Source organism: Mesorhizobium amorphae CCNWGS0123 (genome assembly GCF_001686985.1).
In the GTDB taxonomy this organism is placed as follows: Bacteria; Pseudomonadota; Alphaproteobacteria; order Rhizobiales; family Rhizobiaceae; genus Mesorhizobium; species Mesorhizobium amorphae.
The window spans coordinates 1,283,922-1,301,453 of record NZ_CP015318.1; the positions used below are offsets into that span (position 1 = coordinate 1,283,922).

The following is a 17,532-nucleotide window of genomic DNA, read 5'->3' on the forward strand; positions in this document are numbered from 1 at the left end:
GCCCCCCGGGATCAGTCACTCTCAATGACCGGGTTCGAACCCAGCGCACGATGAGACGGACGCCACAAGCTTGTATGACCTCATCAGGTCAAGCATTGTCTGGACGCGAACGGAAAGGTTGTCCGGCACCTCGATTCGGACATGCAAGATGTCTGTTCCCTGATCAATTCCGAACCAGGCAGCAATCGGATGGGAACCATCGAATAGGCACGATGCCCATCGCGGCGGCGATGCATCTGTGTCGCTTTCCTTGAGATCGTCTTCCAGAATCCTGCGCAATCCGACGTCAAGGTCCTCGCCAGCCATGTGACTGATTTCGTCGATCAGTGGGTTCCAGTTGCTGACCCAGATCCAATTCTGCACCAAAGCCATCTGCCGGGCTCCACCTGGAACAAAAGCCATTGGCAGCAACCAACCGCTCGAGCTTTTGACCCTAGCGCAAAGTCCCGGCGCCGGCTGCAAAAACCCTGGCGCCGTCGATCCAGACGCCCTTGACGTTCAGATCGTCCGACAAGGCGACGATATCGGCCGCGGTGCCGTTGGCGAAACGGCCGAGCCGATGCGACTGGCCGATCGCCTGCGCCGGATAGAGCGAGGCCATGCGCAACGCCTCCGACAGCTCCAGCCCGACGACGCGGTGGACGTATCGGACAGCCGAGATCATGTCGAGATCGGCCCCCGCCAGCGTTCCGTCGGCCAGCCGCAGGCTGCCGTCCTTGCGGTAGATGGTGCGGCCGTTCAGCGTGAACGACGTCATGTCGGTGCCGATCGTCGCCATGGCGTCGGTGACCAGTACGATCTTGCCCGGCCCCTGCTTGGCGCGCAGCGCGATCGCCATGGTGGCGGGATCGACATGGATGCCGTCGGCGATGATCCCGGCAAACAATGTGCCGGCGTCGATGGCCGCACCCGCCAACCCCGGCTCACGATTGCCGATCTGGCTCATGGCGTTGAACAGATGGGTGACCACCGTCGCGCCGGCAGCGGCGAAGGCGCTCGCCGTGCCGTAGCCGGTGTCGGAGTGGCCGAGGCTGACGACGATGCCGGCCTTGGCCAGCGCGGTGACGCGCTCAGGCTCGACGGATTCAGGCGCGATCGTCGTCAGCAGGACGGGAAGTCCTTTGCGCGCAGCGATCAGCCTTGCCTGATCCGCGTCGGTCATCGGCCGGATCAGCGCCGGGTCATGCGCACCCTTGCGGGCAACAGACAGATGCGGACCTTCGAGATGCAGGCCGAGAAAGCCCGGCACCTTCTGTCGCGCGGCTTCGGTTCCTGCGGCAACCGCCGCCTCGGTGATGGGGGGCGTGTCGGTGATCAAAGTCGGCAACAGGGCTGTCGTGCCGAAAGGCGCATGCGCGCGGCAGATGGTCTCGATCGAGGCGACATCGGGGTGGTCGTTGAGCATGACACCGCCGCCGCCATTGACCTGCAAATCGACGAAGCCCGGCGCGAGCAGCCCGCCGCCAGTCTCGACACGGGCAACTCCGGACGGGATGGCGCTGGTCGCGACGATGGCCTCGACCAGACCGCCCTGCACGACGAGGGCGGCATTGTCGTGCCAGTCGGTGCCGTCGAAGATGCGGGCGCCAGTCAGGGCAAAACGGTCGCTCATACGGTTTCCGTCACTTTGCGCAGATTGCGCGGCGTGTCCGGATCGAGGCCACGATGACGAGCAAAGGCCTCGACGAACATGTAGAATGACACGATCAGCGCCAGCGGATCGGTCAGGGGATGGCCGGTGGCGACATGCGGCAGGCGCGTGGCGCGATTGGCAAGCGCCGAGGTGACGAACACCGGTGCCCCCTTGCCCGCCAGGCTATCGGCGGCCTCGGCCACCGAAGGCTCCGAGGCATCGCGGGTGGCGAGCGCCAGCACCGGGAAGCCCGGTCCGACCAGTGCCAGCGGGCCATGCATGACTTCGGCGGCGCTGTAGGCCTCGGCATGCATGCCGCAGGTCTCCTTGAATTTCAGCGCCGCCTCGTTGGCCATCGCCGCGGACGGGCCGCGGCCGAGGATGAACAGCGACTTCTGCTTCTCGATCGTCTCGGCCAGCGCGGTCATCCAGTCGCAGGCGATCGCCTTGCGGAAATGCTCCGGCAAGCGGGAGAGAGCGGCGAGCAGCTTGTCGTCGCCGGTGCTATGCGCCATCAGCGCCAGCCCGGCCACCGCCGAATTGACGAAGGTCTTGGTCGCTGCGACGCTGCGCTCGGGTCCGGCAAGGATATCGATCGCATAGTCCGAGGCGCGCGCCAGCGGCGAATCGGCGGTGTTGGTGATGGCGACGGTCAGCGAACCGCCGGCCCGTGCCGCCTGCGCCATGGCGACGATGTCGGGGCTCTTGCCCGACTGCGAGATCGCCAGGCAGGCCGAGCCGGCAAGCCTGAGCTTGGCGCCATAGATGGAGGCGATCGACGGTCCCACGGAAGCGACCGCAAGGCCGGCGGTCAGTTCGACGGCATACTTCATGAAGGTGGCGGCATGGTCGGACGAGCCGCGCGCGACGGTGACGACGAAATTCGGATCGCGCTCGCGGATGCCGCGCCCGGCCTCGGTCAGCACCGCCGCCGAGCCGTCGAGCAGGCGGGCGGTGGCCTGCGGGATCTCCTCAATCTCGCGCCGCATATGGGTGGTTGATGTTGTGCTCATGGCCGGCCCTCTTCGCCCGGCCCGCTCAGCCGGAGTTCGGCGACGAAATCATAGGCGTCGCCCCTGTAGATGGAGCGGGTGAATTCGATCACCTTGCCGCTCGCCAGATAGGAAATACGTTCGATGTGCAGCCCGGCAATGCCTGGCGGCACTTCGAGCAGACGCGCGTCGCTGTCGCCGAGATTGGCGGCCGAAATGCGCTGCACCGCCCGCACTGGCCGGTTACCGGATGTTTCCAGCGCCGCATAGAGCGACGAGCCGATTGCCTCCGGGTCGGGCAGCACGCTGGCCGACAGCGAGGCGCGCTCGATTGCCAGCGGCGTGTCGTTGGCAATGCGCAGGCGCGCCACGCGCGCCACAAGTTCGCTGGACGACAGGCCGAGCACCATCATCTCGTCGGGTGAGGGCGCATAGAGGCCACGATCGAGCCAGGCCGAACGCACCGCCATGCCGCGCCGCGCCATGTCCTCGGTGAACGAGGTCAGCCGCGACAGCGACTGCTCGACGCGCTCCATGCGCGGTGCCACGAAAGTGCCGGAACCATGGCGCTGGACGAGAATGCCGCCCTTGACCAGATCCTGCACCGCCTTGCGCACGGTGACGCGCGAAATGTCGGCCTTGCTGGCGATGTCGCGCTCGGACGGCAGCGCGTCGCCGGGTCCGATCAGGCCGCGATTGACCGCGTCCTCGATGCTCTTCCTGAGCTGCAGATAGAGCGGGGCGCCGCTTTGCGACGACTCCTTCAGCATGGCGAAGATCTGGTCGGCGGCGTTCATCCGGCCGTCTCCGCGGCATTGGCGAAGATGCGCACCGCCATCTGCACCGCGCCACCCAGCGCATCGTCGAGCGGCGGCTTGAGCAGCGCCTGGTAGCGCGCCGACAGGCGCGGCGCGTAGAGCGGCGCCAGCCCGCCGAGCAGGCAGAGCGGCGCGCCGCCCGAGAGATCGAGCGCGCCGAGCGAGGCCTCGACATCGGCGATCGCCTTGTCGAGAATCCAGTTGGCGACATTGTCGCCCGCGGCGGCGTGATCGAAGACCTTGGGCGCGAAGCCGCCGAAATCGCCGGGCTTGGCGTTGGTGGTGAACTCGACCACGTCCTCGGGATTGTTGCGGAAAACGGCGAGCATGGCGTCCGTCAAGGGCGAGGCCGGGCGAATGCCGTCATAGGCGAGCAGCGTCTGTTCGAGCAGGTCGCGGCCGATGCGCGCGCCACTGCCCTGGTCGCCGACCTGGAAACCCCAACCGCCGATGGCGCGCGACGTGCCGTTCTTGCGCGCCATATAGGCTGTCCCGGTGCCAAGGATGGCCATGGCGCCATCGCCGGAGCCGACCGCCCCCTCCAGCGCGATCTCGGCATCGGTCTCGACGCGGCTTTGGCTGAACGGCAGGATCGCTTCGAGCTGCTGCCTGTAGGTACCGACATTGGCGCCGGCGAGGCCTAGAATGGCCGGCGTCTTCGGGATCAGTTCCGGATCCCGTCCGGCAGCAATGAAGGCCTGCCGTGCCGCCTCGACGATGTTGCTCCGGGCGCCGGTGAGGTCGGTGCGGATGTTGGCGGCGCCGCTCTTGGCACGGCCGACGACCGTGCCGTCCGCCGTCGCTAGGGCTGCCCTGCAGCTGGTGCCGCCGCCATCGATGCCAAGCACGAAATTCACGCGATTTCTCCTCCGGCCGAATAATACCAATAAAATACCAATAGCCAAGAGTTAATTTCGGTTTCAAAAAGATTAAGGCGTATTTTATTGAAAAGCCCAGGTAATTTGCCGGCGAGTGGATTTTGCAGCCGTGATTTCGTTAATGCGTGTGGACAAGTGGTATTTTTTTGGTATTGTTTTGCGAGTTGGAGGGAATTGGATGGCCGAGAAGCGCACAGAAGCGCATCACCAGAATGCCAAGGGACTGGACATCCAGGCCCCGGACGCCATCCTTTCCTTCTTGGCCGAGGCACAGATCGAGGCCGCCAGGGCCGTGCGCGGTGCCATTCCCGCCATCGCCAATGCCGCCGAGATCATCGCCGGCCGCCTGGCAGGCGGCGGCAAGCTTGCCTATGCGGCTGCCGGCAGCTCGGGCCTGATGGCATTGGCCGATGCCCTGGAACTGCCAGGCACATTCGGCATTGCCCGCGATCGGATCGCCATCCTGATCGCCGGTGGCGACGAAGCCTTCAAGACACTGGCCGGCGGGCCGGAGGACGACACAGAGGAAGCCTCGGCGGCCGTCGCTGGTGCCGGCCTCAGTGAGGGCGACTGCCTGATCGCCATCTCGGCCAGCGGCTCGACGCCCTATGCGGTCAGGGCGCTGGAGGATGCACGCAGCCGCGGTGCCGCGACCGTCGCCATCGCCAACAACAAGGACACGCCGCTGCTCAAGCTTGCGGATGTCGCCATTCTGCTGGAGACACCGCCGGAGCTGATTGCCGGCTCGACCCGCATGGGCGCCGGCACCGCGCAGAAGATCGCGCTCAACATGCTGTCGACGCTCACCGCCATCCATCTCGGCCATGTCCATGACGGCTACATGGTCAATCTCACCGCCGACAACATCAAGCTGCGCGACCGCGCGGCACGCATCGTCGGCGCCATCAGCGGGCGCGGCAGGGACGATGCGGCGCGGCTGCTCGAAAAGAGCGGCGGCGTCGTCAAGACAGCCATTCTGCTCGCCGCCGGCGCCGCCAGCGCCGATGCGGCCGAGAAGATACTGGAAAGGACCGGCCGGAAACTGCGGCCGGCGCTTTCCGCGATCGAGGGGAGCAAGGGGCCGCAAGCCTCTGTTCTCATCAAAACCGAACCTGAAAAAGGTCAACAGGGAGACTGAGCATGACAACGAAACTACTGACGGCCCTTCTTCTAGGCACCAGCATTCTCGGCACCGCCGGGGTTGCCTATGCCGACGACGTAACCCTCAACATCGAAAGCTGGCGCGGCGACGACCTCACCATCTGGAAGGACAAGCTGATCCCGGCTTTCGAAGCCAAGAACCCCGGCATCAAGGTGGTGTTCGCGCCATCGGCGCCGACCGAGTATGACGCCGCGCTGGGCGCCAAGCTCGCCGCCGGCTCGGCGGGCGACCTGATCACCTGCCGCCCGTTCGACAAGTCGCTTGAACTCTACAAGAAGGGCAACCTCGCCGACCTCTCGTCGCTGCCCGGCATGGAGAACTTCTCCGACGTCGCCAAGGCCGCCTGGCAGACCGACGACGGCAAGGCGAGCTTCTGCGTGCCGATGGCCTCGGTCATCCACGGCTTCATCTACAACAAGGACGCCTTCGACAAGCTCGGCATCAAGATCCCGACGACGAATGAGGAGTTCTACGCCGCGCTCGACAAGATCAAGGCCGACGGCACCTACATCCCGATGGCGATGGGTACCAAGGACCTCTGGGAGGCCGCGACCATGGGCTACCAGAACATCGGCCCGAACTACTGGAAGGGCGAGGAAGGCCGCGCAGCTCTCATCAAGGGCGAGCAGAAGCTGACCGACGCTGACTGGGTCGAGCCGTACAAGGAACTGGCCAAGTGGAAGCCTTACCTCGGCGACGGCTTCGAGGCGCAGACCTATCCGGACAGCCAGAACCTGTTCACGCTCGGCCGCGCCGCCATCTACCCGGCCGGCTCGTGGGAGATCGGCCTGTTCAACACCCAGGCGCAGTTCAAGATGGGCGCCTTCCCGCCGCCGGTGCAGAAGGCCGGTGACACCTGCTACATCTCCGACCACACCGACATCGGCATGGGTCTGAATGCGGCCTCGAAGAATGCCGATGCGGCCAAGACCTTCCTGTCCTGGGTCGCCTCGCCGGACTTCGCCACCATCTACGCCAACGCGCTGCCGGGCTTCTTCAGCCTGAACAACACGCCGGTGAAGATGGAAGACCCGCTGGCGCAGGAATTCGTCTCCTGGCGCGGCAAGTGCAAGTCGACGATCCGCTCGACCTACCAGATCCTGTCGCGCGGCACGCCGAACCTCGAAAACGAAACCTGGGTGGAATCGGCCAACGTCATCAACGGCACCGATACGCCCGAAGCTGCGGCCAAGAAGCTGCAGGACGGCCTCGACAGCTGGTACAAGCCGGCGAAGTAAGAGCTCAGGCAACGGACCGGCCGGGCACATGCCCGGCCGGCATTCGAATAGCCTGATTTGAGATTGCGATTGTCGGCCCTGCCTCTCGGCCTTACCCTCGCTTTGCGGGGAAGGCGAAGCTGACGTGTCGCAGGCCTCCATTCTTGGATGCGGGCCGTGCATCGAGGCATCTTCTAGCATCGCATCACCTGGAACCGAGAGACGGCGGGGACCGAACTCATGGCCGCAGAAACACGACCCAAACGACCGTTCCGCTGGCACATCGGCATCTTCCTGGCGCCGGCGGTGCTGGTCTACACGGCGATCATGATCCTGCCGCTGGCCGGCACGCTGCAGCTGTCGCTGTTCCGCAACATCGAGCAGCATCAGGTCTTCGTCGGGTTGCAGAACTTCCGCACCCTGTTTGGAGACCCCAACTGGTCGGTCAATTTCTGGAACGCGCTGCGCAACAACGTCTGGTTCTTCATCATCCACATGCTGGTGCAGAACCCGATCGGCGTCCTGCTGGCAGCACTGCTCTCCAGCCCCAGGCTCAGGTTCTCCGCCTTCTACCGCACGGCGATCTTCGTGCCGACCATCCTGTCCTTCGTCATCGTCGGCTTCGCCTGGAAGCTGATCCTGTCGCCGCTATGGGGCGTGGCACCGCATATGCTCGATCTCGTCGGGTTGAAAAGCCTGTTCACGCCGTGGCTCGGCAAGGAAGAATACGCACTCACCGCGCTCAGCCTGATCTCGGTGTGGCAGTTCGTCGGCATCCCGATGATGCTGATCTATGCCGCCCTGCTGTCCATTCCCGACGAGGTGCTCGAGGCCGCCGAATGCGACGGCATCACGGGCATGTCGCAGTTCTGGAAGATCAAGCTGCCGCTGATCCTGCCGTCGATCGGCATCATCTCGATCCTGACCTTCGTCGGCAATTTCAACGCCTTCGACCTGATTTACACCGCGCAAGGCGCACTTGCTGGTCCGAACTATTCGACCGATATCCTAGGCACCTTCCTCTACCGCGCCTTCTTCGGCTTCCAGCTGCAGGTCGGCGATCCCAACATGGGCGCGGCGATCGCCACCATGATGTTCCTGATCATCCTCGGCGGTGTCTGCGTCTACCTGTTCCTCGTGCAGACGCGGCTGCGTCGCTATCAATTCTGAGGAGCGAGAAATGAGCATCGCAACCCGTTCCCTTCCCCGCACCATCGGCGCCCACGCGATCCTGCTGACCTATACGGCGATCGCGCTGTTTCCGGTGATCCTGGTCATCATGAATTCGTTTAAATCCCGCGCGGGCATCTTCGGCGCGCCGCTGACGCCGCCGACGCCGAAGACGTTCGACCTGATCGGCTACACCACGGTGATCGGCCAGGGCGACTTCATCCACTATTTCCAGAACAGCCTCGTCGTCACCGTCGCTTCGCTGTTCTTCGTGCTTCTGTTCGGCGCCATGGCCGCCTTCGCATTGTCGGAATACCGCTTTCGCGGCAACACGCTGATGGGGCTTTATCTGGCGCTCGGCATCATGATCCCGATCCGCCTCGGCACCGTCGCCATCCTGCAATTGATGGTGGCGAGTGGGCTGGTCAACACGCTGACGGCGCTGATCCTGGTCTACACCGCGCAAGGTCTGCCGCTGGCCGTCTTCATCCTGTCGGAATTCATGAAGCAGGTGTCCGACGATTTGAAGAATGCCGGACGCATCGACGGACTGTCCGAATACACGATCTTCTTCCGCCTGGTGCTGCCGCTGGTCAGGCCGTCGATGGCGACGGTCGCCGTCTTCACCATGATCCCGATCTGGAACGATCTGTGGTTTCCGCTGATCCTGGCGCCGTCGGAAGAGACCAAGACGGTGACGCTTGGCGCGCAACTCTTCCTCGGCCAGTTCGTCACCAACTGGAACGCGATCCTGGCAGCCCTGTCGCTGGCGATCATGCCGGTGCTGATCCTCTACGTCATCTTCTCGCGGCAGCTAATCCGCGGCATCACGTCTGGAGCCGTCAAGTGAGTTCGCAAAAACCCCTTCGCGTTGTCGTTGCCGGCCTCGGCAATATGGGCCGCAGCCATGCGCTCGCCTACCACAACAATCCGGGCTTCGAGATCGCGGCTCTGGTCAATCGCTCCGACGTGCCTTTGCCGGATGGACTTTCCGGCTACGGCATAAGGCGCTCATTCGACGAGGCGCTGCGCGACGAAAAGCCCGATGTCGCCTGCATCGCCACCTATTCGGACAGCCATGCCGACTATGCGGTGAAGGCGTTCGAGGCCGGTTGCCACGTCTTCGTCGAAAAGCCGCTGGCAACAACGGTCGCCGATGCGGAACGCGTCGTCGCCGCGGCCAAGGCCAACGGCAAAAAGCTGGTGATCGGCTATATCCTGCGCCATCACCCGTCCTGGATCAGGCTGATCGCCGAGGCACGCAAGCTCGGCGGCCCCTACGTTTTCCGCATGAACCTCAACCAGCAGTCCTCGGGCCATACCTGGGGCACGCACAAGCAGCTGATGCAGACGACGTCGCCGATCGTCGATTGCGGCGTGCATTATCTCGACGTGATGCTGCAGATCACCGACGCCAGGCCGGTCGAGGTGCGCGGCATGGGGGTGCGGCTGACCGAAGAGGTGGCACCCTCGATGTACAACTACGGCCATCTGCAGGTGCTGTTCGATGACGGCTCGGTCGGCTGGTACGAGGCCGGCTGGGGTCCGATGATCTCGGAGACCGCCTTCTTCGTGAAGGACGTGATCTCGCCGAACGGCTGCGTGTCGATCGTCATGAAGGAGGGTGTCAAATCCGACGATATCGATACCCACACCAAGACCTCGACCATCCGCCTGCACAGTGCCGCGACCGGGCCGGACGGCAGGTTCGCCAGGCCCGACGAGGTGCTGTCGATGGAAGGCGAGCCGGGCCACCAGGACCTGTGCGACCTCGAACAGGCCTTTGTGCTCAGAGCGATCCGCGAGGATCTCGATCTCAACAGGCATATGGACGACGCGGTCAAGTCGCTGGCCGTCTGCCTTGCCGCCGACGAGAGCGTGCGCAGCGGCGCCGCCGTCAAACTCTAAAAGCTAGGAACCAATATTGTGGGCTCGCTGAAGATCGAGAATGTGAAGAAGGCTTTCGGGCCGGTCGAGGTGCTGAAGGGCATCAACCTCGAAGTGACGGACGGCGAGTTCGTCGTCTTCGTCGGCCCGTCCGGCTGCGGCAAGTCGACCCTGCTCAGGGTCATCGCCGGGCTGGAGGATTCGACCTCGGGCCGTGTCGTGATCGACGGCGAGGACGTATCCGTCACACCCCCGGCCAAGCGCGGCATCGCCATGGTGTTTCAGACCTATGCGCTCTACCCGCATCTGACGGTGAAGAACAATATGGGTCTAGGGCTGAAGCAGGCCAGCACGCCGGCGGCCGAGATCGACCGCCGCATCGGCATTGCCTCCTCAATGCTGTCGCTGGAGCCCTATCTCGAAAGGCGGCCGGCCGAACTCTCCGGCGGCCAGCGCCAGCGCGTCGCCATCGGCCGCGCCGTGGTGCGTGAGCCCAAGCTGTTTCTCTTCGACGAGCCCTTGTCCAACCTCGACGCCGCGCTGCGCGTCAACACCCGGCTGGAAATCGCGCAACTGCATCGCCGGCTGAAGGCGACGATGATCTACGTCACACACGACCAGGTCGAAGCAATGACGCTGGCGGACAAGATCGTCGTGCTGAATGCCGGCAGGATCGAGCAAATCGGCGGCCCGATGGAGCTCTACAATTCGCCGGCAAATGAATTCGTCGCCGGCTTCATCGGCTCGCCGAAGATGAATTTCATCGACGGCGCCCGTCTCGGCGAGACGGCAAAGACCATCGGTGTGCGACCCGAGCATCTGACCGTCGATCTGAACTCCGGCGCCTGGAAAGGCACGGTGGTGCATGCCGAGCATCTCGGCGCCGACACCAATCTCTATCTCGACTGCGAAAAGGCCGGGCTGATCACGGTGCGCATCTTCGGCGTCTACAATGCCGAACCGGGTGCCACGCTTTACGCGACGCCGGACCCGGCGAAGACCTATCGGTTTGGGGCCGATGGGAAGGTGCTGAAGTAGGCTGGCGTCAACGCTTGTTACCTTCTCCCCTTGTGGGAGAAGGTGGATCGGCGCGCAGCGCCGAGACGGATGAGGGGTGTTCCAGCGGAGTGAGGCGTGAAAAGATCGAAGGATTCTAGGCGCTTACTTCTGCAAAGCCGCGATCCTTCCAACACCCCTCATCCGACCTCGCTTCGCGAGGCCACCTTCTCCCACAAGGGGAGAAGGTAGAGCTGCCGCTACGCGTCTGCCTTGAACGTCTGCTTCTGCTGCCCCAGCCCTTCGATACCGAGCTCAACCACATCACCCGCCTTCAAAAACACCGGCGGCTTCATGCCGAGGCCAACGCCGGGCGGCGTGCCGGTTGAGATGATGTCGCCGGGATGCAGCGACATGAACTGGCTGAGGTAGGAGACCAGATAGGCGACGCCGTAGACCATGGTCTTGGTTGAGCCATTCTGCATCGTCTTGCCGTTGACCGTCAGCCACATCTTGATGTTCTGCGGGTCGGCCACTTCGTCCTTGGTGACCAGCCAGGGGCCGATCGGACCGAACGTGTCGCAGGACTTGCCCTTGGTCCATTGGCCCTGCCGCTCGGCCTGGAAGGCGCGCTCGGACACGTCGTGCGAGACGCAATAGCCGGCAACATAGTCCAGCGCCTCGGCCTCGCTGACATATTTGGCGGCCTTGCCGATGACGACGCCGAGCTCGACTTCCCAGTCGGTTTTGACCGAGCCGCGCGGGATCAGCACATCGTCGTCGGGTCCAACGATGGCCGAGCTTGCCTTCATGAAGATGATCGGCTCCGGCGGCACGGTGGCGCCGGTCTCGGCGGCGTGGTCGGAATAGTTCAGCCCGATACAGATGAATTTGCCGGTGCCGGCGACGCAGGCGCCGATGCGTGGGCTACCGGAAACCGCCGGCAGTGATTTCGGGTCGAGCTTCGACAGCATGTCCAGCGAGGCCGGATGCAGCACCGTGCCGGCGATATCGGCGACATAAGCGGAGAGGTCGCGGATCGTCCCATCCGCATCGAGCAGGCCGGGACGTTCGCTCCCCACCTCGCCATAGCGCAGCAGTTTCATGCAGTCTTTCTCCTGATTGCGGCCCGAGGCCTTTTGCAAACTTTCCGCCGAGGCGACGATATGGTTTTCAGAAACCGGGCGGAACGTACCGAATGGATCTGTCTCGGGGCAAGCGCGGAAGCCGCCCCAGATGCTTGGGGACCAGGTTTTTCAGACTGTCAGATCGACCAGCCACCGTCGATATTGTAGGCCTGCCCCGACGTATAGGTAGCGCCGGCGAGATAGACGGCGAGATCGGCAATTTCCTCCGGTGTGCCAAGACGGCCCATCGGCTGGCGGGCGATGAAGGCGGCACGGGCTGCCTCATAGTCGCCCTGCGCATGCATACGGTCCTGTAGCGACGGGCTTTCGACGGTGCCGGGGCAGATGGCGTTGCAGCGTATGCCCTTGCCGACATAGTCGGCGGCGATCGCCTTGGTCAGGCCGATTACCGCAGCCTTGGTGACGCCATAGGCGAAGCGGTTAGGTACGCCTTTGCCGGCGCCGGCGACCGAAGACATGTTGACGATCGATCCGCCGCCACGCTCCAGCATTCCCGGCAGCACGGCGCGGATGGTGCGGATCATCGCGCGCACATTGAGGTTGAAGGCGAAGTCGAGATCGGCATCCGCCATTTCGAGGATCGAACCGGAATGGACGAAGCCGGCGCAATTGAACAGCACATCGACAGGGCCGATCTCGGCGAAGCCCGATTTCACCGCCTCGTCGTTCAGCACATCGAGCTTGCGGGTGTTGATCCCGCTTGTCTTGCCGAGCTCGGCCAGCAGCACATCGTTGATGTCGGTGGCGTGCACCACCGCACCCGCCTTTGCGAAGGCCAGCGCACTTGCCCGGCCGATGCCTTGCGCCGCTGCAGTGACGACAACCACCTTGCCCGCCAGATCCGCCATGCTGTTCTCCTCGACTGTCTATCGCCACCCGGATTTCTAGGGGCATTCGGCCAAGCTGCAATGTGCCAGGCAGGCACTATCGTGCCGCCTGTGCGGGTACTTACCTGCAGGCCAATTGTTTTTTCTCGTTAAAGAACATCCAATGACCCGTCAAGCCCGAACGTCGCTGCTGGACGCTCGGGGGACCGTCAGTCGCCGTAAGGCACCCAGACGTTCTTGACCTCGACGGCCCGGCGAAGGAAGGCGTCCCCCGCGGCTTCGCTCGAAGCCCAGTCGAGGCTGCGTCCATTGCCGGTCCAGACGCGCTTGAGGTTGCCGATCGAGTCGGCTTCGGCCTTCGCACAGGTCTCGGCATCGGCGAACACCCAGAGCCCGTCGACATCGTCATGCTTGGCCAGCACACCGGCAAGCTCGGCGCTGCGGCCGGTGACGATGTTGATGGCGCCGGCCGGAACGTCGGAATATTCGATGACCTGATAGAGATCGGTGGCCAGCAGCGGATATTTTTCCGAAGGCACCGCCACCACCGTATTGCCCATGGCGAGCGCCGGAGCAACCAGTGAGATCAGGCCGAGCAGGGGTGCCGCGTCGGCCGCGACGATGCCGACGACACCGACCGGTTCGTGCAGCGCCAAAGTCACAGCGCGGGCAGGCGGCTGGTGCACCCGGCCCTCGAACTTGTCGGCAAGCCCGGCATAGAGGAACAGCCGTTCGATCGACTGCTCCACCTCATCGCGCGCGGCTTTTGTCGCCACACCTGTGAGTTGGATAAGACGCGCAGCGAATTCATCGGCACGTCCGGACAGGTTTTCGGCCAGGTAATAGAGCACTTGGGCACGGTTGTAGGCGGTCGCTTCCGGCCAGCCCTTGGCACCGCGGGCAGCCGAGACGGCGTCGCGAATATCCTTGCGGTTGCCGAGACCGACCTCGCCGGCAAGCTTGCCCTTGGCAGTGGCAATGCCGAGCGAATAATTGCCGTCCGGCCTGACCTGCTTGCCGCCGATGAACAGCTTTGCCGTGCGGTCGATCGCGTCGCCGTCCGATTGCTCGACAGGTTGAGCAGAAGACGTCGCTGGCTTGATCAGCGGGCCGAGCGGCAGTTTTGCCGTCAGGTACTCGAACATCCCTTCGCGCCCGCCTTCGCGGCCAAAGCCGCTTTCGCGGTAGCCGCCGAAGCCGCAGGCGGCATCGAACATGTTGGTGCCGTTGACCCAGACGACGCCGGCCTTCAGCTGCGGCGCGACATGCAAGGCGAGGTTGACGTTCTCGCTCCACACCGAGGCTGCGAGACCATAGCGGGTGTTGTTGGCGAGCTCGATCGCTTCCTCGGTGTTGCGGAAGGTCATGGTGGCCAGCACCGGGCCGAACACCTCCTCCTGCGCCAGGATATTAGCCGGCGAAACACCAGTCGCGAGCGTCGGCAGATGGTAATAGCCGGAGGACGGCAATGCCGCGTCCGGCTGCCAGCAGGCGGCGCCCTGCTTTGCCCCTTCGGCGACCAGTCCCTTGACGCGTTCGAGCTGGGTCAAGTCGACGAGCGGGCCGATATCGGTGTTCTTGTCGAGCGGGCTGCCGACGCGCAGCCGGCCCATTCTGGTCTTGACCTTGGCGATCAAGGCATCGGCGACGCCTTCCTGCACCAGGAGCCGCGAGCCGGCGCAGCAGACCTGGCCCTGGTTGAACCAGATGCCGTCGACCAGACCCTCGACGGCGCTGTCGAGATCGGCGTCCTCGAAGACGACGAAGGCCGACTTGCCGCCAAGCTCCAGCGACAGTTTCTTTCCTGATCCGGCGGTGGCCTTCCTGATGATCTTGCCGACCTCGGACGAGCCGGTGAAGGCGATTTTCTGGATGCCCGGATGGTTGACGATGGCCGCACCAGCCTCCGGTCCGCCCTGGACGATGTTGACGACACCTTTCGGCACGCCGGCGCGTTCGCAGATTTCGGCGAACAGGATGGCGGTCAGCGGCGTGAACTCGGCCGGCTTCAGCACCACCGTGCAGCCGGCGGCGAGCGCCGGCGCGATCTTCCAGGCCAGCATCAGCAGCGGAAAATTCCACGGGATGATCTGGCCGACGACGCCGACGCCCTTGTGACCAGGAAAATCCTTGTCCAGCGCCTGCGCCCAGCCGGCATGGTGGATGAAATGGCGGATCGCCAACGGCACGTCGATGTCGCGGCTCTCGCGGATCGGCTTGCCATTGTCGATCGATTCCAGCACCGCGAACAGGCGCTGATGGCGCTGCATGGCGCGGCCGATCGCGTAGAGCACTTTGGCTCGGCTGTAGCCGGAGGAAGCGCTCCATTTTGGCAGTGCCTTGGCGGCGGCCGATACGGCCGCATCAATATCGGCAGCACCCGCATCGGACACCTTGGCCAGCAGCTTGCCGGATGCGGGGTCGCTGGTGTCGAAGGTCTTGCCGCTTGCCGCTGCTTTCCACTCGCCGATGAACAACGCCTTGCCGAAATCGCGCGCGGCTAGCCACGCATCCGCCTCATTGCGGGCCTCCGGCGCCGGGCCGTAATCCATGGCGTGATAGCGTTCGAGAATGTTCATTTGGGCGTCTCCGCTGGGAGGAGGTTTTGTGCGGGGCGGTGTAGCGCCTCAAGCCATCGCGTGGCGATGGTTGGCCGAGTAATGGCCGGTCAGATGGTGTTCGAGCTGGCGCTCAATGTCGGTCAGCAGGCTCGACGCGCCGAAGCGAAACAGGTCGGGTTCCAGCCATGGCCGGCCGAGCTCTTCCTTCATCAGCACCAGCCAGTCGAGCGACACCTTGGCGGTGGATATGCCGCCGGCCGGCTTGAAGCCGATGAGATAGCCGGTTTCCCCGAAATAGGCGCGGATGGCGCGCACCATGGCGAGGCCGACGGGCAGCGTCGCGTTGACGCTTTCCTTGCCGGTCGAGGTCTTGATGAAATCCGCGCCCGCCATCATCGCCACCATCGAGGCCAGCATGACGTTGCGCAGCGTGGCGAGGTCGCCGGTGCCGAGAATGACCTTGAGATGCGCATCGCCGCAGGCTTCGCGCATCGAAACGATCTCGTTGTAGAGCTCCTGCCATTTCGCCCCGAAGACCAGACCGCGCGGGATGACAACGTCGATCTCGTCGGCGCCGTCGCGGACCGAAGCCTCGATCTCCTGCAGGCGCGTCGACAGCGGCGCGAGACCGTGCGGAAACGCGGTCGAGACGGCGGCGACATGGATGCCGGTGCCACGCACCGCATCGACGGCGGTGGCGACGAAGGGATGATAGACGCAGACCGCCGCCGGGCGGATGGTCTCGCCCGCTATGCCCAGGCCTTCGACGATGTCGCGGCGGAACGGGTTGATCGCCTTGGCGCAGAGCCGGCGCACGCGCTCCTCTGTGTCGTTGGAATTTAGTGTCGTCAGGTCCATGCAGGCGACGGCGCGCAGCAGCCAGGCGGCCTGGTTGTCGGCCTTGATCGAGCGCCGCTTGGTCAGGTTGGCGACGCGCCGCTCCAACGCCGAGCGGTTGACGCTGCGCACGGATTCCATGAAGCCGAGATCGAGCCGCATGCCGGGATTGCGGGCAATGGCGTGGTCCGGCAATACGGGCGTGTTGGCGGCGGCACGCGGCGGCAGCGGCGTGACCTTGGACGTGCCGGCACCGGCCTCGCGGATTGTGCTGCTCATCTCCTGCCCTTTCATTCAGCGGCGTGCGCCGAAGATAGCCCGCGAAGTCGTACTTCACGAGTCTTTCAATGGCTCATAGCGGAAAAAGGCCACGAAAGCAGCAGGCTTTTGACCGTACGGTCAAAATTTGATTTTGGAACGAAGGGGTCTGCTCAACCCACGAAGGCGCGCTCGACAACGAAGGTCGCGGGATGGCTCAGCGAGCCTTCCTCGAAGCCCAGGCTTTCGGCGAGTTCCTTGACGTCCTTCAGCATGTGCATCGAGCCGCAGATCATGATGCGGTCGGTCTCGGGATTGAGCTTGTCGATGCCAAGGTCGCTATAGAACTTACCCGAGCCGATCAGCGCGGTGATGCGGCCCATGCGATCAGACTCTTCGCGCGTCGTCGAATTGTAGAGGGTGACGCGGCCGCCGGTCAGTTCGCCAATCAACGGGTCGTTCTCGAGTGCTGCCACCAGTTCCTGGCCGTAGGTGAGCTCGGCATTGTCGCGGCAGGTGTGGGTCAGGATGACCTGGTCGAATTTTTCGTAGGTGTCGGGATCGCGCAGCAGGCTGGCGAAGGGCGCGATGCCGGTGCCGGTCGAGATCATGAACAGGCGCTTGGCCGGGGTCAGCGCGTCGAGCACCAGCGTGCCGGTCGACTTCTGGCGCATGATGACGGTGTCGCCGACCTCGATCTTCTGTAGCTCGGAGGTCAGCGGGCCGTCCGGCACCTTGATCGAGAAGAATTCGAGTTCGTCGTCCCAGGACGGGCTGGCGACCGAATAGGCGCGGTACACCGGCTTCTCGGCATTGGGCAGGCCGATCATGACGAACTCGCCGGAGCGGAAGCGCAGCGACTGCGGCCGGGTGATGCGGAACGAGAACAGGCGGTCGGTGTAATGCTTCACCGAGACGACCGTTTCGGCATAGACATTGGCCGGTATAGGAAACGGCAGCGGCCGTGCGCCAGCGGTGTTGAACGCGGATGTGGTGTTCATCAAACCTAACCTTCCAGGACGCCGGCGCCAAACTCTCTCGTGCGCGCCCGAACCAGTCAGGTTTCGGCGTGCCCTTTGCACACTGCGAAGCGGTAAGCTCTTGTGTCCCGAATTTATTAGTATACAAATGATATTTGCGTCAAGAGA

General features: G+C 64.1%; 16 protein-coding genes. 6 read left to right on the plus strand and 10 right to left on the minus strand.

Annotated elements, in window-relative coordinates; all coding sequences use genetic code 11:
• Positions 1-21: 21 nt before the first annotated feature.
• The 5 genes from A6B35_RS06170 to A6B35_RS06190 form a co-directional block, all read right to left on the minus strand.
• Complete coding sequence (locus A6B35_RS06170) at positions 22-372, minus strand: hypothetical protein (protein WP_006202304.1); 351 nt, start codon at positions 370-372, stop codon at positions 22-24.
• 61 nt (positions 373-433) lie between these two features.
• Entirely contained in the window at positions 434-1,612 is a 1,179-nt protein-coding gene (gene nagA / locus A6B35_RS06175; RefSeq protein ID WP_006202303.1) for an N-acetylglucosamine-6-phosphate deacetylase, read from the minus strand.
• Positions 1,609-2,646 (minus strand): SIS domain-containing protein, encoded by a 1,038-nt coding sequence (locus tag A6B35_RS06180; protein ID WP_040582794.1) that lies wholly within the window; start codon positions 2,644-2,646, stop codon positions 1,609-1,611. The genes nagA and A6B35_RS06180 overlap by 4 nt, the downstream gene beginning before the upstream one ends.
• Positions 2,643-3,422 carry a GntR family transcriptional regulator gene (locus A6B35_RS06185; protein ID WP_006202301.1) on the minus strand — a complete coding sequence of 260 codons (780 nt, stop codon included), beginning with the start codon at positions 3,420-3,422 and terminating at the stop codon, positions 2,643-2,645. Before A6B35_RS06185 ends, A6B35_RS06180 begins: the two co-directional genes overlap by 4 nt.
• Complete coding sequence (locus A6B35_RS06190; protein WP_006202300.1) at positions 3,419-4,300, minus strand: glucosamine kinase nucleotide-binding domain-containing protein; 882 nt, start codon at positions 4,298-4,300, stop codon at positions 3,419-3,421. Before A6B35_RS06190 ends, A6B35_RS06185 begins: the two co-directional genes overlap by 4 nt.
• Positions 4,301-4,499: 199 nt before the next feature.
• Here A6B35_RS06190 and A6B35_RS06195 point away from each other — a divergent pair, with 199 nt between their 5' ends.
• The 6 genes from A6B35_RS06195 to A6B35_RS06220 all read left to right on the plus strand — a co-directional run bounded on the left by A6B35_RS06195 (position 4,500) and on the right by A6B35_RS06220 (position 10,795).
• Positions 4,500-5,459 carry an N-acetylmuramic acid 6-phosphate etherase gene (locus A6B35_RS06195; protein WP_006202299.1) on the plus strand — a complete coding sequence of 320 codons (960 nt, stop codon included), beginning with the start codon at positions 4,500-4,502 and terminating at the stop codon, positions 5,457-5,459.
• A 2-nt stretch (positions 5,460-5,461) separates the two neighbouring features.
• Complete coding sequence (locus tag A6B35_RS06200) at positions 5,462-6,721, plus strand: ABC transporter substrate-binding protein (protein ID WP_006202298.1); 1,260 nt, start codon at positions 5,462-5,464, stop codon at positions 6,719-6,721.
• 219 nt (positions 6,722-6,940) lie between these two features.
• Complete coding sequence (locus A6B35_RS06205) at positions 6,941-7,870, plus strand: carbohydrate ABC transporter permease (RefSeq protein WP_006202297.1); 930 nt, start codon at positions 6,941-6,943, stop codon at positions 7,868-7,870.
• 10 nt (positions 7,871-7,880) lie between these two features.
• Entirely contained in the window at positions 7,881-8,720 is an 840-nt protein-coding gene (locus A6B35_RS06210; RefSeq protein ID WP_006202296.1) for a carbohydrate ABC transporter permease, read from the plus strand.
• The gene (locus A6B35_RS06215; RefSeq protein ID WP_006202295.1) at positions 8,717-9,778 is read left to right on the plus strand and encodes a Gfo/Idh/MocA family protein; all 1,062 of its coding nucleotides are present in this window, start codon (positions 8,717-8,719) and stop codon (positions 9,776-9,778) included. The genes A6B35_RS06210 and A6B35_RS06215 overlap by 4 nt, the downstream gene beginning before the upstream one ends.
• 18 nt (positions 9,779-9,796) lie before the next feature.
• Positions 9,797-10,795, plus strand: a complete 999-nt coding sequence (locus A6B35_RS06220; protein WP_006202294.1) for an ABC transporter ATP-binding protein — start codon at positions 9,797-9,799, stop codon at positions 10,793-10,795.
• Positions 10,796-11,013: 218 nt separating this feature from the next.
• Here A6B35_RS06220 and A6B35_RS06225 read toward each other — a convergent pair whose 3' ends face one another.
• From A6B35_RS06225 to A6B35_RS06245, 5 genes are all read right to left on the minus strand, one after another.
• The gene (locus A6B35_RS06225) at positions 11,014-11,859 is read right to left on the minus strand and encodes a fumarylacetoacetate hydrolase family protein (RefSeq protein ID WP_006202164.1); all 846 of its coding nucleotides are present in this window, start codon (positions 11,857-11,859) and stop codon (positions 11,014-11,016) included.
• Positions 11,860-12,017: 158 nt separating this feature from the next.
• The gene (locus A6B35_RS06230; protein ID WP_006202163.1) at positions 12,018-12,749 is read right to left on the minus strand and encodes an SDR family oxidoreductase; all 732 of its coding nucleotides are present in this window, start codon (positions 12,747-12,749) and stop codon (positions 12,018-12,020) included.
• A gap of 188 nt (positions 12,750-12,937) precedes the next feature.
• Positions 12,938-15,307: an aldehyde dehydrogenase family protein gene (locus A6B35_RS06235; RefSeq protein WP_006202162.1), complete on the minus strand. Its 2,370-nt coding sequence runs from the start codon at positions 15,305-15,307 to the stop codon at positions 12,938-12,940.
• A gap of 48 nt (positions 15,308-15,355) precedes the next feature.
• Positions 15,356-16,405, minus strand: coding sequence for a deoxyribose-phosphate aldolase (gene deoC / locus A6B35_RS06240; protein WP_040582749.1), 1,050 nt, complete (start codon positions 16,403-16,405; stop codon positions 15,356-15,358).
• 152 nt (positions 16,406-16,557) lie between these two features.
• On the minus strand, positions 16,558-17,385 hold the full coding sequence (locus A6B35_RS06245; RefSeq protein WP_006202160.1) for a ferredoxin--NADP reductase: 828 nt from the start codon (positions 17,383-17,385) through the stop codon (positions 16,558-16,560).
• Positions 17,386-17,532: the final 147 nt, after the last annotated feature.